Raw genomic sequence first — 16,928 nt, forward strand, 5'->3', positions numbered from 1 at the left:
CAACAGTTGGTGGTGAATGCGGCAGAAACGGCCTTCATTTCGCCGATCGTATATTGATATGATGTATCATGACCGATACGCGGAGGCCGACCCACATACTCTGCAAGGATAAAAAGCCTGATGCTTCGTTCCCCGTCGCTGCGCGCCGGCTGTGCCCTCACGGCCCTTTGCCTGGCCTGGCCCGCCGCCGCCCAGACCGCAGCCCCCGCCGACACCCAGGCCGATGGCAGCTATCATGACCCGCGCAGCGACATCGTCGTCACCGCCCTGATCCCCCGCAGCCAGGGCGACATTTTGTCCGGCACTTCGATCGTCACCGGCGAGGAACTGACCCGCAGCCTGCGCCCGACCATCGGCGAGACGCTGGCGCGCCAGCCCGGCGTATCGGCCACATCCTTTGGCCCCAACGCATCGCGCCCGATCCTGCGCGGCTTCCAGGGCGAGCGCGTGCGCATCCTGACCGACGGCATCGGCAGCTTCGACGTGTCCAACACCTCGGTCGACCATGCCGTCGCGATCAACCCGCTGACCGCCGACCGGATCGAGGTGCTGCGCGGCCCGTCCGCCCTGCTCTATGGATCGTCGGCGATCGGCGGCGTGGTCAATGTGATCGACAGCCGCATCCCGCGCCGCGTGCCGGACGAGGCGATCCATATCGACGCGATCGGCACCTATGGCAGCGCCGCCAACGAACGCAGCGGTTCAGGCGAGATCGAGGTGCCGCTGACCGAGAATTTCGTCGTCCATGTCGATGGCAGCTACAGCAAGACCGACAATCTGCGCACCGGCGGCTATATCCTGTCCAAGGCGATGCGCGAGATCGCCGCCGCCTCCGACGAGGAGGAAATCCAGGACAATGCGCGGCTGAAGGGCAAGCTGGCCAATACCGCGGCGGAAGTGTGGGAAGTGGCCGGCGGCTTTGCCTATATCGGCGATGGCGGCAATCTGGGCATGTCGATCTCGCACAGCGAGAACACTTATGGCGTGCCGTCGCGCCTGGAAGTGGCCGAGGAACATGACCATGATCATGATCATGATCATGACCACGATCATGAGGAAGAGGGGCACAGCCACGAGAATGTGACGCTGGCGATGAAGCAGACCCGCGCCGACCTGCGCGGCGAGGTCGCGGTCAATGGCGGGTTCCTCGACAGCATCCGCCTGCGCGCGGGCTGGGCCGATTACCAGCATCAGGAAATCGAACCGTCGGGCGAGGTCGGCACCACCTTCAAGAACCAGTCGATGGAAAGCCGGCTGGAATTCGTCCAGGCCGACCGCAATGGCTGGCAGGGCGCATCGGGCGCGCAGTTCTTTACCCGTCGTTTCCAGGCCGATGGCGAAGAGAAGTTCCTGCCCAAGAACCAGACCGACCAGTTCGGCCTGTTCACGCTGCAGTCGCTGGACCTGGGCGACACGCGCCTGGAAGCGGGCGCGCGCTATGAACATACCAAGCTGCAGTCGGACCCGGATGCCGACCTGTTTGCCGAGGCCAGCCAGCGCAGCTTCAACGCCCTGTCCGGATCGCTGGGCATCAGCCAGGCGATCATGCCGGGCTGGCGCGTGGGCCTGAACCTGTCGCGCAGCGAGCGTGCGCCGTCGGCCGAGGAACTGTTCGCGCGTGGCAATCATGCCGGCACCCAGGCGTTCGAGCTGGGCAATCCCGATTTCGGCAAGGAAAAGAGCTGGGGCGTGGAAGGCACGCTGCGCGGATCGGGCAATGGCTACAGCTTCAGCCTGGCCGCCTATCATAACTGGTTCAGCGGCTTCATCTATGAAAGCGTGGCCGACGACAGCGTCTGCGAGGCGGTGAATGGCGGGGCCGAGATGGAATTCCCCTGCTATGCCTATGCCCAGGCCGATGCGCGTTACTATGGCTTCGAAGCCGAAGCGTCGGTGAAGCTGGCGCAGGTCGGCAGCTATGCGATCAACATCGACGGTGTCGCCGATTATGTCCGCGCCACGATCAAGGGCAATGGCCCGGCGCCGCGCATTCCCCCGCTCCGCCTGCTGGGCGGGATCGAGGCGCAGGGCGCACGGCTGAGCGCCCGCGCCGAGCTGGAACATGTGTTCGAGCAGGATCGGGTGACCGATTTCGAGACGCCGACCGATGGCTTCACCATGGTCAACGCATCGATCTCGTTCAAGCCGCTGGCCGGCAATGACCGCACCACGCTGATGCTGTCGGCCAACAATATCTTCGACGTGGAAGCGCGGCGCCATGCCAGCTTCCTGAAGGATTTCGCCCCGCTCGCCGGGCGCGACATTCGCCTGACGGCGCGCATCTCGATCTGATCCGCCTCCCGGCCTCGCCCAGCGGGGCGCCGGTCGCTCCCTTCGCCTGCCCCTCTGGGCGAAGGGAGCGATTGCAAAAAATGACATTTTCGTTACATAGCGCCGATGGAACGCGCTGCGGCAGAGCATGAGGATTCGGGCAGGTCGCCCGTAAGCCGCCGATAATGCGCCAGATTGCCGCTCTCCCCTATACCAGCGACCCGATCGACGGGTCGATGCAGATCCTGCTGATCACGTCGCGTGACACCGGGCGCTGGGTGATTCCCAAGGGCAATCGCATCAAGGGGCTGGCCGGCCATCGCGCGGCGGAAGTCGAGGCGTTCGAGGAAGCGGGCATCCATGGCATCGCCTGTCCCGCGCCGATCGGCCGATACAGCTATGACAAGCGCAAGCGCAGCGGCAAGTCGCGCGAGGCGAATGTCGAGGTTTTTCCGCTTGCCGTGACCGGCCATCTGACGCAATGGCCCGAAAAAGGGCAGCGCGAGCTGCGCTGGTTTTCCGTCGCCGAAGCCGCAAAGGCCGTCGACGAACCCGAACTGCAATCGATCATCGCGGCTTTCCGCGAACCGCCCGCCGATCCGGGCTGGTTCCTCCGGTTGCTGCTGTCGATCCGCGAGAAGCAAAGTGAAAGGACTGGAATGCTGCGCTGGTTTCACGCGCTGATGCCCAAGCAGGGGCGTTTCTTCGAGCAATTCGAAGACCATGCCGCGACCCTGGTCGCCGGCGCCGACGCCCTGGCCAAGCTGCTCAAGGGCGGCCCGGACATGGACGCGCATATCAAGGAGATTTCGGACCGCGAGCATGAGGCGGACGACATCATCCGCGAAGTGCTGCAGGACGTCCGCCGCATCTTCGTCACCCCGTTCGACCGTAGTGCCATCACTGGCCTGATCGGCGTGATGGACGACGCGATCGACCAGATGAACCAGACCGCCAAGGCGATCGCGCTCTATGAGGTCAAGGATTTCGCGCCGCAGATGCAGGACATGAGCGCGCTGATCGTCGAATGCGCGCGGATCACGGCGGAGGCGATGCCGCTGCTGCGCTCGCTCAACATCAATTCCGCGCGCCTGCACGAGCTGACCGAACGGCTGGTGAAGCTGGAAGGCCATGCCGACATATTGCATGAGGCGGGGCTCAAGGCCCTCTACCAGCAAGCCCGCGCCGGCAATCCGATGGATTTCATCGTCGGCAACGAAATCTACAGCCATCTGGAAAAGGTGACGGACCGGTTCGAGGACGTCGCCAACGAGATTTCCGGCCTGGTCATCGACCACGCCTGACAGGCCTGACTGGATATGGAAGCCCATCTCGCCTTCCCGCTGCTGATCGCACTGATCGGCGTTGCGCTGCTGTTCGATTTCCTGAACGGCCTGCACGACGCCGCCAACTCGATCGCGACCATCGTGTCGACGCGGGTGCTGAAACCCCAATATGCGGTCGCCTGGGCCGCTTTCTTCAACTTCATCGCCTTCCTCTTCTTTGGCCTGCATGTCGCCGAGACGGTGGGCAAGGGCATCGTCAGCGCCGACATCATCGATGCGTCGGTGATCTTCGGCGCACTGATGGGGGCGATCGCCTGGAACCTCATCACCTGGGGTCTGGGCATTCCGTCCTCCTCCAGCCATGCGCTGGTCGGCGGCCTGCTGGGCGCGGGCACGGCCAAGTCCGGCCTGTCGGCGATCGTGTGGAGCGGCGTGTTCAAGACCAGCGCGGCGATCGTGATATCCCCCGCCGTCGGCCTGTTCCTGGCGCTGATGCTGGTGCTGGCGATCAGCTGGATCTTCCGCAAGTTCACGCCGCAGGGCGCGGACCGGGTGTTCCGCAAGCTGCAGCTGGTTTCCGCCTCGCTCTATTCGCTGGGCCATGGCGGCAATGACGCGCAGAAGACGATGGGCATCATCGCGGTGCTGCTCTATTCGCAGGGGCTGCTGACCGGAGGTTTCCATGTGCCGATGTGGGTGGTGCTGAGCTGCCAGGCGGCGATGGGCCTGGGCACCTTGCTGGGCGGCTGGAAGATCGTCCACACCATGGGATCGAAGATCACCCGCCTGACCCCGGCGCAGGGCTTCTGCGCGGAAACGGGCGGCGCGATCACCCTGTTCATGGCCACCCATCTGGGCGTGCCGGTATCGACGACCCACACCATCACTGGCGCCATCGTCGGCGTGGGCGCGTCGCGCCGGCTGTCAGCGGTGCGCTGGAACGTCGCGTCGAGCATCATCGTCGCCTGGGTCGTGACCCTGCCGGCGGCGGCCGCGATCGGCGCGCTGTTTTATGGCCTGACGCGTTTGTTCTGATCGGAACAGGCCGAGACAAGAAAAAGGGCGCGGGAGTGATCCCGCGCCCTTTCTCGTTCAGGCACTCCGCCGGTCAGGCAACGCGGCCGAGGCGGTGGTAGAGATTGGCATATTTGACCGATTCCGGCTGGTCCTGAACCTCGCGCAGATAATGGGCGATGGCGGTGCGGATCAGGCCGAAATCCTCCTGGCTGAAGACCGCGCGCGAACGGGCGGGCTGGGGCGCTTCCATCGTATCGGTCGTCATCTTCCTGTCCTTCCTGCCTTGTGGCTGTGCTGGTTGATGACAGCGATATTGACAGGTCGAAGGCAAAGCGGAAGGGCGATGAGTGGCCGCAAGTCACGCCGCGACTTGTTCATATTGTCAAATCATGACAATATGACCTTATGGCAGATGTGACCGACCGGAAGCTCTATCTCGGCCCCAAGCTCCGCGTGCTGCGCCGCGAACTGGGGCTGAACCAGACGCGCATGGCCGAGGAACTGGGCGTGTCGCCCAGCTATCTCAACCATCTGGAGCGCAACCAGCGGCCGCTGACGGCGCAGATGCTGCTGCGGCTGGCCAATACCTATGACATCGACATTCGCGACTTCACCGCCAGCAGCCAGGATGGCGCGGCGAGCGACCTGGCCGAGATATTGTCCGACGCGCTGGTGCGCGACATCGGCATCGCGCGCGACGAAGTGCTGGAGGTCGCGGAAAATTACCCTGGCGTCAGCGAGGCGATCGGCCGCTTCTATCGCGCGCTGGCCGACCTGCGCCGCCTGCCCGAGCAGATGCAGGCGAGCGGGCGCGGCGCCGCCCCTGCCCCGCTGGTCGCGCCGGTCGACTGGTGGCGAGAGACGGTGGCCAAGGCCGGCAATCATTTCGCCGAAGTCGATGCGGCGGCCGAAGGGATCGCCGCGGAATTGGAGGAAGATCCGGCGCTGTTGCAGGCCGGGCTGCGCGCGCGGCTGAAGGAACGGCACGGCATGGCGGTGCAGATGGTGCGTGCCGATGTGCTGGCCGGGACGGTGCGCCATTATGACATGCACCGGCGGCGGCTGATGCTGAGCGAGCGGCTGCCGGCTTCGGGGCGGCTGTTCGCCATGGCCTATCAGCTCTGCGCGCAGGAAATGGCCGACCTGATCGCGGCACAGGTGACGCGCACGGCGCCGCCGGACGAGGACAGCCGGCGGCTCGCCGTCATTGCGCTGACCAACTATGCCGCCGCGGCGCTCATCATGCCCTATGACCGGTTCCGCCAGGCGGCGGAGGCGAGCCGGCATGACCTTCCCCTGCTGCGCGCCCGCTTCGGCGTGTCGACCGAGCAGCTGGCGCACCGGCTGACCAGCCTCAACCGCACCGGCGCGCGCGGCATCCCCTTCTTCATGGTGCGGATCGACTGGGCGGGGATCGTGTCCAAGCGCTTCGATGGCGAGGCCTATCCCTTTGCCCGCTATGGCGGCACCTGTCCGCGCTGGGACGTGCATGCGGCCGACGCGCCCGACATCGTGCTGCCGCAGCTGATCGAGACGCTGGACGAGCGGCGCTTCCTGACCCTGGCGATCGCCCTGCCCCGCGGCGATGGCGCGCGCGGGCGGCAGGTGATTGCGCTGGGATGCGAGGCGAAACATGCCGGGCGGATCATCCATGCCGATGGCATCGATACCGAGCGCGACGATGCGGTGACGGTGGGGCCGACCTGTCATCTGTGCGAGCGGCGCGACTGCCCGGACCGGGCACTGCCGCCGGTGACGCGCGCGCTGGACCTGCACAGCTATGAGCGGACCGCCAGCCCCTTCCCGTTCCGGCGGGTATGATAGGCGCTCCGCCCCGCCCCCGTCACTGAGAGGGGGCCCCGACCGTCGCCGGGATGAAGGGGGCGGAAACGGAGCGCCTGCCGCCAACCCTCAGGCTGCTACGGGTCTGGGTTGGGGCGATCGGGCGGAGCGGTTCTTCACGCGGCGCATCGGCAGGTTGCGGCAATGGCGCTTGAAATAGACGATCTCCAGCAGGGTCGGCCAGATTTCGAGTGAGGAGCGGATCAGCCCGACCTCGTCATCGACCATGCGGCTGACATTCTGCTGGAAGAAATCCGGCTCGAAATCATAGAAGGTGCGTGACAGGCCGGCGGCAAAATGGCCCAGCGCATCGCGCCGCTCGGTCGTGCGCGCGTCGGCCATGCTCTTGAGCACCCGGTCATGCAAAGCGCGGGCGCTGTCCAATATCTCTTCGCTGTCCTGAAGGCTGACCGCGCCATCATAGTCGAAGGCGATCGACCATTCGTCGGTGCGCTTGAGGCTGGTGCGGATCTTGCGCTTGAGCAGGCCGCAGATCGCCTCGTTGAACACCTCCGACGCCAATGGATTGCGCATATAGCTGTTCTTGATGTGGGTCTGGGCGGAATCGACATGGGCCGAGACCATGTTCGACTGCTGAATCCACAGGCGATAGATATAGTCCTCGAACCGCAAGCGCGTCGGGAAGAAGGGCGGCAGGCCGGTGCGATTGTCATAGCCCGCGACGCCGCAGTCCATTCGCCAGTTGAGATTGGTGAGGCAGGGGCGGAAATTGACCAGCACATAGGTGTCGTTGAGCCGTTCGGCATCGACCTCGTCCGGATCGTCAAGGAACATGTCGACGAAATCGACCGCGTCGATATCGTTGGTGCCGGTGCGGAAGGTCTGCGCCATCTTCACCACCGCAGATCGGGGCAAGCGCCCTTCCTGCAGGGTCAGGCTGTTTTCCCGCGCGAAGCCGAGCGAATTGTTGGATTCCAGATCCATGGCGCTGTCGATCACCAGTTCGCCCTGGTCATAATTGGCCGGCGCGTCGGCCACCGTCTTGCCCAATATGTCGCGGAAGGACTGGAGGATATCATAGGATTTGCGGCAATGGCCATTGGCGCCGCGCGGGATGGTCTTGCCCCGGCTGATTTCCCGTTCGCCCAGCGTTTCCGGGCTGTCCTCGATCAGGGCATAGGGGCGCATGTCATCGTCGGCGCTGACCATCAGGTCGCCCAGCGTATACATCAGGGTGAAGTTGCGGTTGCCGCCATAGCTGGGGCGGAAGAGGTTGCGGACCAGCACGTCGAGCTTGCGGTCGCGCAGCCGCTTGCAGATGTAGGAGACGAACTGCTCCTTTTCGGCCGGGCCGACATACCAGAGGTCGTTGACCGTCTTGGTCGCCTCCAGCGCGCCGAAATATTTGTCATGATTGGCGACCGAGGAATCATCGAAGACGATGATCGGCGCGGTCTGGCCGCTGCGGGCGAAATTCTCGTCATAGGCCTCGACGGTCGCGCCGACGTCGCGCAGGCGATAGGTCGGGATCACGAAATGCAGGTCGCGTTCGCTCACAAATTTGTCCTTTGGGGATATGGGAAATGGGGGTCAGTCGCGCCGGGCGCGGGCGGCCAGAAAGGCCGCGAGCGGGGCGCGATCTTCTGTCAGGATCAGGGGATCGCGATGGCCGTCGCGCTGCGCCTGGCGCCGGTCGAGGTCGCGGCGCCAGCCATCGCGCAGGCGCACGCCGTGGCAGAGCAGCAATATGCCGAGGCTGGCGAAGCTGAAGCTGGCGAGGGCCAGCGCCATTTCGAGCGGCGCCGATGCCGGGCCGTCCAGGGTCAGGGCGCGATGCAGCAGCGAACTGCCGGCCGCCGCGCCGACGAGCAGCAGGCCAAGGCCGCGCCAGGCGAGATCGCGCCGGGTCATGATGCCCGGCTCCGTTGCCATGCCGGAGGAGCCAGGGTGGCGCGCGGCCGGATCGACAGGCGTCCGGTGAGCCGTGGCCGATCGCTGCGCCGCCCGGCATCGGCCGGGGTGGGAGGAGGAGGTCGGTGGGTCATGGGACAAGGGACTTAATGGCCCCCGTCGGTCAAATTCCAGCCGACCTCCGGCCCGTTTTCATAGTATTTGCATAGGGATGATCAGCGGCCGCCCAGCAGACCGCTCTTCACCGTCAGTTGCAGCATCACCGCGCGCGGGGCGCCGAGCGAACCCAATATGTCGCCTTCGCGCACGGCGTTGGTGCCGGTGCCGGCCGCGCTCGCGCCCACCACCGATCCGCCGACGATGATCAGCTTGTTGGTGAGATTGCGGCCGATCAACGACAATTCCCAGGGCTTGCCCGCGCCGCCATTGATCGAGAGGGCGGCGTTGAGCTGGACATAATCATCCTGCAGCGTCCTGGGGTTGCCCTCCGTCTGGGTGACATAGGCGCTGCTGTAATTGAAATCGACCGACAGCGATCCGCCCAGCCGGTCGGCAAAACTATGGTCATAGGTGAAGCCGCCGGTGATCGCGATTTCGGGCGCGCGGAACAGACGTTGGCCGGTCTGGTCCTGATTCTGATAGGGATTGGCCGCCGTGCCCCAGGTCGATTGCGGCAGATTGGGGTTGAGCGGATTGAGATTGCAGCCCTGCGCGATCGACTGGCCCGCATAGCAGCCACCGATGAAATCGGTGTAGCGGGCGTTGTTGTAGGCGATCGCCGTGTTGAACGTCAGGCCCGCCAGCGTGCGCGGCCGGATGGTGAGGCTGAGTTCCGCGCCCTTGATCTCCGCCCCGCCCGCATTCTGGGTCAGCTGGGTGAAGGAGGCATTGTCGTATCGCGACAGCTGAAGCCCGCTATATTTATAATAATAGCCGACCAGATCGTAGAGGATCTGCCGATCGGCGACATAGCCCTTGGTGCCGATCTCGCCGCCCTTCGCGGTCATCTGGTCATAGGACAGGTCGATCGCGGCGCGGCTCTGGTCCGCATCGGTGCGCAGCCGCGTCGGCACGGTGTTGAAGCCACCCGAGGTGAAGCCCTCGCGATAGGCGGCGTAGACGGTGCGATCGCTGTCCGGGCGCCAGGTGAGCGTCACGTCGGGCGAGAAATCGGTATAATTCTGCTTGGGGCCGAGAATCTGGATCGGGCTGCCGAGCGAGGTGCCGGTCAGCGACTTGTCTTCCCAGCTATAACGGCCGCCAACGGCCAGTTCGAGCGGATCGGCGATCTTGTAGCGCAACTGGCCGAAGACCGAGGTCGCCTTGGTATGGACGTCATAATAGGTCGATCCGACCACGAAGGGCGTGCCGAAATTGGTGGTGAAGGCCTGACGCGTGAGGAAATGGGCGTCCTGGAAGAAACCGCCGACGAGGAAGTTCAATGGCCCGTCATAGTCGGACGCGAGGCGCAGTTCCTGGCTGAAGCCCTTGGCGGTGATGTCGTTGGACGCGCCGAAATAGGGATTATTGGAGAAGGTGAAGCTGTCGACCGAGCGTTCGCGCAGACGGTAATAGCCGGTGACCGAGGACAGGGTATAGGCGTCGCCCAGATCCTGGTCGATGCTGAGCGAGGCGAGGAACTGCTTCGACTTCATGAAGGGCACGCCATCGCCATAGCTGGGATCGCTGGCGGCGGTCGCCGGCGCGAGGATGGCGTCGTAGAAATTGCGGTTGAGCGTGCAGTCGGTCGAGCCATAGCGGCTGACGCCGGCGGGGCAATAGATGATCTGGCTGAGGCCGGTGGGGCCGACGCCGTCCCGTTCGCGCTGGCCATAATTGACCTTCGCCTTGATCCGGGTCGATCCGCCCGCATCATAGGCGAGCGTGCCGCGGACGAAGACATCTTCGGAATTGAGGCTGTCGGCGCCGCGCCCCGGCGTGATGCCGGCGATCGGCACGGCCACGTTGCGGAACCAGCCATCCTCCTTGGAATAGTAGCCGACGACGCGGGCGGCGAGACCGTCGGTCAGCGGCACCGAGGCGCTGGCCTCGACAAAGCGCTGGTCGGCCATGAATTCATAGCCGGTGCGCAACTTCGCCTCGAAATCCTTGCCCGGATCCTGGGAGATGAGCGAGACGATGCCGCCTGGGCTGTTCTTGCCATAGAAGAGCGCCTGCGGCCCCTTGAGCACCTCGACCCGGCCAAGGTCGATCTGGCCGAGGCGGATGGCATTGCCATAGCTGATCGGCACGCCATCGAAATTCAGGGTCACGGCGGTTTCGGTCGAGGGGTTGGAGATGCCGGCGCCGATACCGCGCAGGTTGATCGAGCCGCCGACCTGATTCTGCGATTCGGCGATGACCAGTTGCGGCACCTGCTGGCTGATCGCCTGGAAGCTGGTGGTGGCATAGCGTTCGATCTGGTCGGCCGAGAGGGCCGAGACGGCAACCGGCACGTCGATCAGCCGCTCGTCACGCTTGCGGGCGGTGACGATGATCTCCCCTGCCCCGGCGTCAGCCTGGGGCGCGGGTGCGGCGGCGTCCTGCGCCTGTGCGGTTGCGAGCATCAGGGCCGGGCCGGCAGCGACAGTCGCCAGCAGACGGCCGATCAGGGCCTGCTTCATATCATCCTCCCATCGGGTCAGGCCTTGTCGACAATGCCGCAAGGCTCATTCCATTCGGGACGATTATGATCCGAGGCTAATGGTCAGGCAAATTCGCCAAATTGATCGAACTGGCCAATAATTATCAGTAAAACATGCAGATCAACATGTTGATCAATTGCGCATAAGCGCCGAATTTACGGCAATTTTGATCCGAATATCATCGGACATTTCTGTCGACATTCACGATTCATGCACCACATCAACGCGCATCGCTTTGACGATATATGGCGACATGTCGGCTGATCGAGATGAACGGCAGAAACGAAAAAGGGGCCGCCGGGCAGGCGACCCCCTTCGATATTCCTGTCACGTCGCCCGTACGGCGAACGGGCGACGGCCGATCAGTCGGCCTTGGACTGGAGATTGACGGCCGCGTACTTGCCGCGACGATCGACTTCCAGTTCGAAGTCCAGACGGTCACCCTCGTTCAGGGCGCCCATGCCGGCGCGTTCGACAGCGCTGATGTGGACGAAAGCGTCCGGCTGGCCGTCATCACGCTGGATGAAGCCGAAGCCCTTCATGGCGTTGAAGAACTTGACCGTGCCGCTGGCGCGTTCGCCGGTCAGCTGACGCTGCGGGCCACGCTCTGCACCACCGAAACCACCGGCGCGGGGTTCGCGCGGTTCACGCGGCGGCGCACGATCGGTCACGGGGAGCGGTTCGCCGTCGATGACCAGATCGGTCGCCGACACCTTGCCACCACGATCCACCAGGGTGAAGCCGAGCGGCTGACCTTCGGCCAGACCGGTCAGGCCGGCCTGCTCGACCGCGCTGATGTGAACGAACACGTCTTCGCCGCCATCGTCACGAACGATGAAGCCGAAACCCTTCTGGCCGTTGAAGAACTTGACGACACCCTTGCCTTCGCCAACGACCTGGGCCGGCATGCCGCGACCACCGCCGCCGCCGCCGCCAAAGCCGCCACCGCCGCCGCCGAAGCCACCGCGGCCACCGCCGCCGAAACCACCGCCGCCGCCGAAGCCACCGCGATCACCACCGCCGAAGCCACCACGACCACGATCACCACCGCCGAAGCCGCCGCGGTCACCAAAGCCACCGCCGCCGAAGCCGCCGCCGCTGCCCTGGTCGTAGAAATTGTCGTCGCCGAAACCGTCGCGCTTGTCCTTGCCGCGCCCGCCGCGGCGCCCTCTGTCAAAACTCATGCCCTGTTAGTCACTTTCGCTTCGCCCCAAGACACATTGGACAAACATGTCGGGCGAATGACATGCACAATCCACCGCAAAGTCGCGGTTTGGGAATCACTATATCAAGTTTTCCGGGCAGCGCGAATGATTTCGCATATCGGGCAAAAAGAGCGCCCGCAGCGCCGATTTACAGGCCCTATCTGCCAAAGCCTTGATTGCGATATGGCCCGTTTCCCCATAGAGGGAAAAGTCATGACCGTCCATTTCCATGAAGAAGATCTGCCCGAGGGCGTCCTTGCCCCCGGCCCGATCGCCGTCGATACCGAAACCATGGGGCTCATCACCCCGCGCGATCGCCTGTGCGTCGTCCAGATCAGCGACGGCAAGGGCGATGAGCATCTGGTCCGCTTCAACCCCGGCAGCGATTATGCCGCGCCGAATCTGAAGGCGGTGCTGGCCGATCCGGAGCGGATCAAAATCTATCATTTCGGCCGATTCGATATCGCCGCGATCCAGCATTATCTGGGCGTGGTGGCAGCGCCCGTCTATTGCACCAAGATCGCGTCGAAGCTGGTGCGCACCTATACCGACCGCCACGGCCTGAAGGAGCTGGTCCGCGAACTGCTGGGCCAGGACATCAGCAAGCAGCAGCAGTCGAGCGACTGGGGCGGCCCGAACCTGTCCGAGGCGCAGAAGGATTATGCCGCGTCCGACGTGCGCTTCCTGCACCAGCTGAAGACCGAACTGGACAAGCGCCTGACCCGCGAAGGACGGATGGAACTGGCCCAGGCCTGTTTCGACTTCCTGCCCCATCGCGCAGCGCTGGACCTTGCGGGCTGGCCCGAGAACGACATCTTCTCGCACATGTAAGCGACAGGGCGGCAGGCAGACATGTCCATCCAGGCCGAGCAACAGCGCAACGTCCGCCGCCATTGGGCCCGGCCGGGCGGCAGCCATGACAAGCTGGTGCGCCTGCTCAAAAATTATCTGCCGGTGGCGGTCGGCGTGCTGACCGCCCTGCTGGCCATGGCCCCTTTCACTGGCGGCGACAAGGTCAGCTTCGTGCTCGACAAGAACAAGGTCGAGGTGGCGAAGGAGCGGATGCGCGTGTCCGAGGCGCTCTATCGCGGGCAGGACAGCAAGGGCCAGCCCTTCTCGCTGCGGGCCGGTTCGGCCGTGCAGAAAAGCTCGCGCGAGCCGATCGTTGACCTGAACGACATGGCCGCGCGCATCCTGCTGCCCGAAGGGCCGGCGGTGCTGAACGCGCAGAAGGGCCGTTACGACATGGAGACCGAGCGAGTCGCGATCGTCGGCCCGGTCCAGTTCGAGGCGGCCGGCGGATATCGCCTGGTCACCCGCGACGTCGGCATCGATTTGCAGACGCGGCGGATGAAGAGCGCAGGCCGGGTCGACGGGCGCATCCCGATCGGCACGTTCAGCGGCGACCATCTGGAAGCGGACATGAATGCACGCACGGTCACGCTCAACGGCCGGGCGACCTTGCGCATCGAACAAAATGGCCTCAAAGGGCAAAAGTGATGAAACGCACCCTCATCCTGCTGTCGACCGTTGCGCTGGGCGCGACCGGCCTCCTCTACGCCGGCGCCGATGCGCAGGTGTTCAAGAATCATGACAGCAATGCGCCGGTGAACTTCACCGCCGACCGGATCGAGGTGCAGGACCGCGCCGACCGGGTGGTGGTATCGGGCAATGTCGAGGTGACGCAGGCCGGCATGACGCTGAACGCCGCCCGCATGACCGTCGCCTACAAGCAGCAGCCCAATGGCGCGGCCAACACCGGCAATGGCGTCGAAATCCAGCGCATCGACGCGTCGGGCAATGTCGTCATCACCAAGGCCGACCAGACCGCGCGCGGCAATGTCGCCATCTATGACCTCAATGCCAAGCTGATCACCATGGTCGGCAATGTTTCGCTGACCCAGGGCGTCAACCGCCTGACCGGCGGACGGCTGGTGATGGACCTCAACAGCGGCCGCACCACGGTCGACGGCCGCTCGACCGGCGGCGCCGGCACATCGACCAGCCCCAGCGGCCGCGTGTCGGGCACCTTCACGGTGCCGCAGCGCAAGAACTGATCCGGGAGCAGCAAGGCCGGGCGACGCGTTTCAGACGGTCCAACGGCTGTCGATTTGCGTCATTGATGCCGGGCTTTGGCGGCTAACGACCAGAAGCGGACGTTTCCTACTCCCCTCCCTTCCAGGGAGGGGCCGGGGGTGGGTGCGCCGCGTAGCGGCGGTCTACGGTCGATAGGGCAGAAGCTCGCTGCGCTCGCAACCCACCCCAACCCCTCCCTGGAAGGGAGGGGCTATGTCTTGTTTCCACCCATCCTGGCCATTTAGCTGGCATCGCGTCGCAGCCGCCCGATATCCGGGGCAGTCGCCCCATGGCTCCGGATGTTGCTTGCTCCGCTCCAGGGACGCTGACCTTCGCCCTCGCGACCGCGGAATCCGCTATTTCTTCGGGAACAGCAGGGTGAAGATCATGCGGATGCCCCATTCGGGGCCGCCGTCGGGCGAGACGGCATAATATTTGCCGCCAAGGCCCACCTGCACCGCCTGGTCGCCGACCTTGGTCAGTTGCGTGACGGTGAGATTGACCGGGATCAGCCAGTCCTTGCCCTTCCAGTCATAGGCGGCTTCGGCATTGATGCCATAGGTGGTGGCGTGGGACGTGGTGTGGCTGAAGAAGGGTTGCATGAAGCTGGCGCTGACGTCGGAACGGTCGTCCTTGCCGGCGATCGACCAGATATGGTTGCCGAGGAAACCGACCGTGTTCTGGCCCATCTGCTTGAGCAGCACGACGGTCGGGCCAGCGCCCCACTTGTCCCCGCCCAGATAGCGATCGGTTGCCGAGGGATAGAGGATGGCGGGGCCCACGCCCCAGATTATGCCCTTATTCTCCTTGGGCGAGAAGAAGAAGCTCTGGGTGATATCGCCAAGGCCGAAGGCATCCGTGCCCGGCCCCTGATAGCTATTCTGCGCGACAACCGGCACGATGGTGCGCACGATCATGTTCCAGTCCTTGCCGACGCTGATCGGCACCACCGGCTGGATGTTGAGCGTCGACTTGATGCCATCATCCCCGGCACCGAAGTCGAGATTTTCCTGGAACGGCACGCTGATCAGCGAGGCGACCGGGTTGGACAATTGCAGCGCCAGATCCTGGTCGCTGCCGCCCGCCGGCGGTGGCCCGGAGGTGATGGCAGGCGCTGCCGACGATCCCGCATCCTGCGCAATCGCCGGCAGCGGCGCCATGGCGACCAGGCCCGCGAGCCAGGCGATCTTGCGATGATATCCGGTCTGCATGGCCAAGCGCCCTTCCCCTTTCGAACATTCTGCGCGGGGACAGAATGGCCCGAACGAGAGCGAGGGCCAATCGCGGGCTTTGCGGAGATCGGCCGGGAATAATCCCTAGGGGCGCTCGTCCCAGCGCAGCAGCCGCACCTGGCCCGGCGCATCGACGATCAGTTCGCCAAAGGCCCCGGTGCGCAGCTTGAGCTGGCCATGGGCGAGGCCCAGCGCCAGCAGGGCGAAGCGGGCGGCGCCGTTGCTGGTGACCAGCAATTCCGTCCCCTCCCCTTCTGCGGCGAACCAGGTGCGCCAGGCGGCGATGCGCGCGGGGGCGTCTACGGTCCAGCCATCGGGCACGATCCCGTCCCGGTCCCAGGCGGCGATCGCCGCTTCGCCAAGGCGCGCCACCACGGCCGCCTCCGGCTGCCCCTCGTCCGGGCCATGGTCGATCTCGTCGAGCCAGGGCAGGATGGCGTCGACCGGATGGTCGAGCGCGGCCGCGATCGGCGCCGCGGTCTGGCGCGCGCGCTGCAACGGGCCGCTGTAGAGGCGCACGGTGCCGAGCGACCGGGCCGCGAAATAGCTGGCGAGATGCTGGGCCTGGGCCATGCCGCTGTCGACCAGCGGAATGTCGGTGCCGGCCCCGACCCGGCGCGCATCGGCGCCAGAGGCGAAGGTGTTGCCGTGGCGGATGACGAAGATGCGCCGGCTCATGACAGGGCCGGCGTCGGGTCTCCATGGGCGGCGATCAGCGCCTCGACCCGCTGGATGTCGGCCTCGGTATCGATGCCGCTGCTGTCAAAGACGGGCGGATCGACCGGGACGGTCATGATATCGATGCCCAGTTCCAGCAGCCGCAACTGCTCCAGCCCTTCCAGATTTTCGAGCGCCGTGGGCGGCGATGCCTCGAACCGGGCGAGCGCATCATAGGCATAGCCATAAAGGCCGACATGGCGCCAGACGGGGGATATGGGACCGGCTGCGCGGAGTTGGTCCTCGTCGCGGATGGCGGGAATGATCGTCTTGGAGAACCAGAGCGCCCGACCATCCGCACCGCGCGCGCAGGTGGTGCCGCTGAAGGGCGAGCGTTGCTTATGCTCGCGCAGCGCATCGAGCGCGGCCCAGTCGAGCCCGATCACCGGGGTCGCGACCTGCGCGCCGGCATCCAGCGCCTCGATCACCGCGCCCAGCGCCCCTTCGGGCTGGAAGGGCGAATCCCCCTGGAGATTGACGACGAAGTCGGGCTGGGTGGCCTGCGCGCGGGCGGCGGCGAGCGCGCGGCCGGAGCCGGTGGCGATCGCGCTGTCGGTCATCACCGCGTCGCAGCCGGCGGCCTGCGCATGGGCCGCAATCTCGTCATCATCGGTGGCGACGACCAGAGCGACGCCGGCGCGCGCGCCGATCGCCGCGCGCGCCATGGCGATCGTGCGATGCAGCAGGCTGCGCCCCGCAATGAGGCGCAGCGGCTTGCGCGGCAGGCGGGACGACCCCGCCCGCGCCGGAATGACCACCAATATG

15 protein-coding genes are annotated in these 16,928 nt (G+C 65.2%); 7 read left to right on the forward strand and 8 right to left on the reverse strand.

All coding sequences use genetic code 11. The annotated features are described in order from the left end of the window. Positions 1–120: 120 nt before the first annotated feature. The 3 genes from VHN57_RS15320 to VHN57_RS15330 all read left to right on the forward strand — a co-directional run bounded on the left by VHN57_RS15320 (position 121) and on the right by VHN57_RS15330 (position 4,592). Entirely contained in the window at positions 121–2,292 is a 2,172-nt protein-coding gene (locus tag VHN57_RS15320) for a TonB-dependent receptor (RefSeq protein ID WP_278986635.1), read from the forward strand. Positions 2,293–2,456: 164 nt separating this feature from the next. Continuing rightward, positions 2,457–3,575 (forward strand): DUF47 family protein, encoded by a 1,119-nt coding sequence (locus tag VHN57_RS15325; protein WP_004208255.1) that lies wholly within the window; start codon positions 2,457–2,459, stop codon positions 3,573–3,575. 15 nt (positions 3,576–3,590) lie between these two features. Further along, positions 3,591–4,592 (forward strand): inorganic phosphate transporter, encoded by a 1,002-nt coding sequence (locus VHN57_RS15330; RefSeq protein WP_004208257.1) that lies wholly within the window; start codon positions 3,591–3,593, stop codon positions 4,590–4,592. A 73-nt stretch (positions 4,593–4,665) separates the two neighbouring features. Here VHN57_RS15330 and VHN57_RS15335 read toward each other — a convergent pair whose 3' ends face one another. After that, positions 4,666–4,839 (reverse strand): hypothetical protein, encoded by a 174-nt coding sequence (locus tag VHN57_RS15335; protein ID WP_017500419.1) that lies wholly within the window; start codon positions 4,837–4,839, stop codon positions 4,666–4,668. 140 nt (positions 4,840–4,979) lie between these two features. Between VHN57_RS15335 and VHN57_RS15340 the strand changes: the two genes are divergently transcribed. Then, positions 4,980–6,395, forward strand: a complete 1,416-nt coding sequence (locus VHN57_RS15340) for a helix-turn-helix domain-containing protein (RefSeq protein WP_278986633.1) — start codon at positions 4,980–4,982, stop codon at positions 6,393–6,395. Between the two features lie 90 nt (positions 6,396–6,485). On the opposite strand, the gene VHN57_RS15345 is transcribed toward VHN57_RS15340, so the two are convergent. From VHN57_RS15345 to VHN57_RS15360, 4 genes are all read right to left on the reverse strand, one after another. Further along, positions 6,486–7,934, reverse strand: a complete 1,449-nt coding sequence (locus VHN57_RS15345) for a hypothetical protein (protein WP_010338328.1) — start codon at positions 7,932–7,934, stop codon at positions 6,486–6,488. 33 nt (positions 7,935–7,967) lie between these two features. After that, positions 7,968–8,288, reverse strand: a complete 321-nt coding sequence (locus tag VHN57_RS15350; protein WP_278986631.1) for a hypothetical protein — start codon at positions 8,286–8,288, stop codon at positions 7,968–7,970. Between the two features lie 215 nt (positions 8,289–8,503). Then, positions 8,504–10,912 carry a TonB-dependent receptor gene (locus VHN57_RS15355; protein WP_278986630.1) on the reverse strand — a complete coding sequence of 803 codons (2,409 nt, stop codon included), beginning with the start codon at positions 10,910–10,912 and terminating at the stop codon, positions 8,504–8,506. Positions 10,913–11,295: 383 nt separating this feature from the next. Then, positions 11,296–12,117: a cold-shock protein gene (locus tag VHN57_RS15360; protein ID WP_423284394.1), complete on the reverse strand. Its 822-nt coding sequence runs from the start codon at positions 12,115–12,117 to the stop codon at positions 11,296–11,298. A gap of 234 nt (positions 12,118–12,351) precedes the next feature. On the opposite strand from VHN57_RS15360, the gene VHN57_RS15365 reads away from it, so the two are divergent. Genes VHN57_RS15365 through VHN57_RS15375 form a run of 3 tightly spaced genes read left to right on the forward strand, consistent with a single transcriptional unit; the run spans position 12,352 to position 14,195 of the window. Further along, positions 12,352–12,969: a ribonuclease D gene (locus tag VHN57_RS15365; RefSeq protein ID WP_278988492.1), complete on the forward strand. Its 618-nt coding sequence runs from the start codon at positions 12,352–12,354 to the stop codon at positions 12,967–12,969. Positions 12,970–12,990: 21 nt separating this feature from the next. After that, complete coding sequence (locus tag VHN57_RS15370; protein WP_004208264.1) at positions 12,991–13,638, forward strand: hypothetical protein; 648 nt, start codon at positions 12,991–12,993, stop codon at positions 13,636–13,638. Next, on the forward strand, positions 13,638–14,195 hold the full coding sequence (locus VHN57_RS15375; protein ID WP_004208265.1) for an LptA/OstA family protein: 558 nt from the start codon (positions 13,638–13,640) through the stop codon (positions 14,193–14,195). Before VHN57_RS15370 ends, VHN57_RS15375 begins: the two co-directional genes overlap by 1 nt. Before the next feature lie 375 nt (positions 14,196–14,570). On the opposite strand, the gene VHN57_RS15380 is transcribed toward VHN57_RS15375, so the two are convergent. The 3 genes from VHN57_RS15380 to kdsB all read right to left on the reverse strand — a co-directional run bounded on the left by VHN57_RS15380 (position 14,571) and on the right by kdsB (position 16,921). Further along, positions 14,571–15,425, reverse strand: a complete 855-nt coding sequence (locus VHN57_RS15380) for a hypothetical protein (RefSeq protein WP_185704260.1) — start codon at positions 15,423–15,425, stop codon at positions 14,571–14,573. A 105-nt stretch (positions 15,426–15,530) separates the two neighbouring features. After that, the gene (locus VHN57_RS15385) at positions 15,531–16,124 is read right to left on the reverse strand and encodes a histidine phosphatase family protein (RefSeq protein ID WP_278985762.1); all 594 of its coding nucleotides are present in this window, start codon (positions 16,122–16,124) and stop codon (positions 15,531–15,533) included. After that, the gene (gene kdsB, locus VHN57_RS15390; protein ID WP_278985765.1) at positions 16,121–16,921 is read right to left on the reverse strand and encodes a 3-deoxy-manno-octulosonate cytidylyltransferase; all 801 of its coding nucleotides are present in this window, start codon (positions 16,919–16,921) and stop codon (positions 16,121–16,123) included. The genes VHN57_RS15385 and kdsB overlap by 4 nt, the downstream gene beginning before the upstream one ends. Between the last annotated feature and the right edge of the window lie 7 nt (positions 16,922–16,928).

The sequence above is a fragment of the Sphingobium salicis subsp. salicis genome, assembly GCF_049472635.1.
GTDB lineage: Bacteria > Pseudomonadota > Alphaproteobacteria > Sphingomonadales > Sphingomonadaceae > Sphingobium > Sphingobium yanoikuyae_A.

Excerpts from the sequence above, each read along its gene's own strand:
- VHN57_RS15350 (WP_278986631.1), bottom strand. The coding sequence starts at position 8,288 with ATGACCCGGCGCGATCTCGCCTGGCGCGGCCTTGGCCTGCTGCTCGTC.
- VHN57_RS15360 (WP_423284394.1), bottom strand. The coding sequence starts at position 12,117 with ATGAGTTTTGACAGAGGGCGCCGCGGCGGGCGCGGCAAGGACAAGCGC.
- VHN57_RS15325 (WP_004208255.1), top strand. The coding sequence starts at position 2,457 with ATGCGCCAGATTGCCGCTCTCCCCTATACCAGCGACCCGATCGACGGG.
- VHN57_RS15355 (WP_278986630.1), bottom strand. The coding sequence starts at position 10,912 with ATGAAGCAGGCCCTGATCGGCCGTCTGCTGGCGACTGTCGCTGCCGGC.
- VHN57_RS15375 (WP_004208265.1), top strand. The coding sequence starts at position 13,638 with ATGAAACGCACCCTCATCCTGCTGTCGACCGTTGCGCTGGGCGCGACC.
- VHN57_RS15370 (WP_004208264.1), top strand. The coding sequence starts at position 12,991 with ATGTCCATCCAGGCCGAGCAACAGCGCAACGTCCGCCGCCATTGGGCC.
- VHN57_RS15330 (WP_004208257.1), top strand. The coding sequence starts at position 3,591 with ATGGAAGCCCATCTCGCCTTCCCGCTGCTGATCGCACTGATCGGCGTT.
- VHN57_RS15340 (WP_278986633.1), top strand. The coding sequence starts at position 4,980 with ATGGCAGATGTGACCGACCGGAAGCTCTATCTCGGCCCCAAGCTCCGC.
- VHN57_RS15320 (WP_278986635.1), top strand. The coding sequence starts at position 121 with ATGCTTCGTTCCCCGTCGCTGCGCGCCGGCTGTGCCCTCACGGCCCTT.
- VHN57_RS15380 (WP_185704260.1), bottom strand. The coding sequence starts at position 15,425 with ATGCAGACCGGATATCATCGCAAGATCGCCTGGCTCGCGGGCCTGGTC.
- VHN57_RS15385 (WP_278985762.1), bottom strand. The coding sequence starts at position 16,124 with ATGAGCCGGCGCATCTTCGTCATCCGCCACGGCAACACCTTCGCCTCT.
- VHN57_RS15335 (WP_017500419.1), bottom strand. The coding sequence starts at position 4,839 with ATGACGACCGATACGATGGAAGCGCCCCAGCCCGCCCGTTCGCGCGCG.
- VHN57_RS15365 (WP_278988492.1), top strand. The coding sequence starts at position 12,352 with ATGACCGTCCATTTCCATGAAGAAGATCTGCCCGAGGGCGTCCTTGCC.